This is a genomic window from Mycetohabitans sp. B3, assembly GCF_021498065.1.
Taxonomy (GTDB): domain Bacteria; phylum Pseudomonadota; class Gammaproteobacteria; order Burkholderiales; family Burkholderiaceae; genus Mycetohabitans.
In genome coordinates this window covers 1-1,997 of record NZ_JAHLKN010000138.1, presented here as the reverse complement: position 1 = coordinate 1,997, position 1,997 = coordinate 1, and the positions used below count along the sequence as shown (strand labels likewise).

3 protein-coding genes are annotated in these 1,997 nt (G+C 55.6%); all 3 read right to left on the bottom strand.

Annotated features, from left to right (window positions below; genetic code table 11):
• Positions 1-212: hypothetical protein (locus KQH55_RS15970; protein WP_235091656.1), on the bottom strand; the 212-nt coding region annotated here is incomplete at its 3' end.
• Between the two features lie 82 nt (positions 213-294).
• Positions 295-555, bottom strand: a complete 261-nt coding sequence (locus KQH55_RS15965) for a hypothetical protein (protein ID WP_235091655.1) — start codon at positions 553-555, stop codon at positions 295-297.
• Between the two features lie 8 nt (positions 556-563).
• Positions 564-1,997 (bottom strand): hypothetical protein (locus tag KQH55_RS15960; protein ID WP_373566412.1); only part of this gene is annotated, 1,434 nt, incomplete at its 5' end.

The window sequence follows — 1,997 nt, the reverse complement described above, 5'->3', positions numbered from 1 at the left end:
CGATGAGGTCGCTGCCTTTCACGTGCAACTCGTTGCCCGCCTCGATCGTCACGCTGTCCTTGACCGAACCGACCACGCTGCCGTGATTTCAGAAATTCAAGAGCTCGCTGATTCCATTCGCCTGGCGAGCCATTCTGTACTTGCAGGTTTGCCTGTATTGTCAATTCTTCACGCGCCTGTTCAGCGGTCAAACCGTAGCGCTTCACGATCACTGATTCACTTCTTCTCCTGCGGATGCAACTGCCGGTTGAAACGAAGCGCTGCGCGAACGGAAACATCCATATAAAGTCGCACCTACCAATCTTCTAAAGCATGAGAATATTGAGCATGTGCCTCGCCTAAATCATCATATTTGAATAACGAGCTCTCGGTATCTGCAAAGTACCATTGATATCTGTCCTCCACCGGAGGAACCACCTTACCCTGTTCAATCGCTTCAAATAAGCCGCTCATAAAACCCAGCACCATTTCCGCATCGTCATCTATTTTGGCATAGCGAGCTAATATTTCGTGTAATGCACGCGCCTTCTCTTGTAAATTCTTGACCTTATCCACACTTCACCTCAACGCAACGTGAATGGATTAATCTTGGTCGGCTCAGTCCAGTGACCTCGGTTTGGCACAATGACTTGCTGCGCTCCGCCAGGCATCGTCACCATTCCCTGCGAAGTTCCCGCAACTTCCGATACAAACACATTCGGCGCAATGCCCGCTTTGGGCGTAATAACGTAGTAATCCACGCCTTTACTCATCATGTTAGCCGCTTGAGCTGCTGGTAACCCCAATACCCGGCCTGCCTGGTCAGGTGTCATCGTTGTGATTGCGCGGGCCTGCTCAAGGCTCATCCAATAACCACTGTACGGTGAGATGCTATCGCCCTTTGGCACCACCTTCACCAACATCGCACCAGGTGCTGCCGTCCCCATTTGGGGCAAGTTCGCACCTGACCTCATGTAGCGTTGAGCAATTTCCGTAACACGTCCTTCAGACATGCCCGGGTTCCCTATCCGAATCTCCCGAATCAATGCTTGCGCTTGGGGTGATTGCATCATCTCTGGCGGCATTTTAACGCCATCGGTCACGAACTCTTTATAGCTAGCCGCGCCCAGCTTGTTCAACGCCGCCGCCCGGTCGGTAATGGCGTTCGCCACCGCTCCCGCCGTCACTGCACTGCCCAATCCCAATCCCGCTTCAAGCAGACTTGCCGCACCCGGCGACAATCCAAGCCCCGTCAACGCCTGGTTCAAATAGGTCGATTCCGGCTGCCCTGACACCGTCTGCTTCGCGCCCGCTATCAGTACATCTGCACTCGTACCCGCCACAAATGCATTCGCCACGCAGCCAAGGCCTGTCGTACACGTTATCGGCGCACTCGCTACTGCTCCGGCAACACCCATCGCACCCAATGTCGCTTGCGCTGCCCCCGCACCCCGAGACGTGAACTGATACGTGTTGTTCCACTGTTTCGCAGCATCGATATTCGCGTCACTGAATAAGCCCGACGTCGTATAACCGAACAGGCCGTCTTGTTGCGAAAGTATCCGACGTTCATCGGCCAACGCATCGCTCGCACCGAATTCCGCGATTTGCTTGAAATGCTGATAGGCCGCACTGTCCTCTGGGTATTCCGCATAGCATTTCGCCATCGCACAGGCTGCTGCCGCCAGCCGAGCTTCTTTAACTTCGTCTTTTCCTGCGAGTTCTCTGATACGCTGCTTCTCTTCTAGATGCAACTGCCGATTGAACCGATCGACGTTGTACGCCGCCTGCGCGCCCTGCGTTCCCCCAATCACGCCCCCCGCCACGCTCGACATCACATTCGCCACAATGTTGCCCAGCGTCTTGTTCAAGTCCGCGTTGCCGGTCGGCTTCTGGTCCGCAATCTGCCGGCTCACCGCATCAAGCTTATGCGCCAGCAACGCCGACACCAACGACCCCGCGCCGCTTTGCGCCGCCCCCAACAGCCCTCCGCCAATGCCCCCCACCACCAGCCAACC